This is a genomic window from Bartonella sp. AP58NXGY, from assembly GCF_042195785.1.
GTDB lineage: Bacteria > Pseudomonadota > Alphaproteobacteria > Rhizobiales > Rhizobiaceae > Bartonella.
The window spans coordinates 1-541 of the sequence record NZ_JBHIOY010000435.1; the positions used below are offsets into that span (position 1 = coordinate 1).

Below are 541 nucleotides of genomic sequence, written 5' to 3' on the forward strand. Positions count from 1 at the left end.
TAACCGCAGTTTCAATATCTTTAACATGTTGGTCTAGCTTATCTACCTTATGATCAACCTCGTTGACCTTCTCGTTCGTCTCCCATAGCTGACCTCCATTCACTACTTCTTGCGAACCTTTTTCAACCTTGCCACCCAAAACATTCGTAATCTTACTCGAAGCTCCCTTATGACTCGCATCATACGACCCGGCTTCTTCATTCCAATGCAAACTATTCGTATCTATATTGTTAGAAACCTCTTTAATTCGGTCGTTGATAAGCGTCATACTCTCACTAACACCTTCAAAGGCACCTGCAACATCATTATAGTTCTTCTTATCTGATAAACTACCATCTGCATTAAAGCGCGCAACCTTAAACTCTGGAGCATGCCATGCGCCACCTTCATAGCTCGCTCCTCCACCTAAATACATCGCTAGTGTCTTATTCAAAGAATAAAGCTGGTTGCCCGTAATCGCCTCACTAGACCCTTCAGAAATATCTCCATCTAAAAGTAACTTCAGTTTGCTCTTGCTTCTTGTGTCACCTTGCCCATGAAG

Annotated in this window: 1 pseudogene; it reads right to left on the minus strand. The window is 42.5% G+C overall.

Going from position 1 to position 541, the window contains the following annotated elements:
• Positions 1-541 (minus strand): annotated as a pseudogene (locus tag ACFINC_RS11860) (hypothetical protein); the annotation flags it as partial.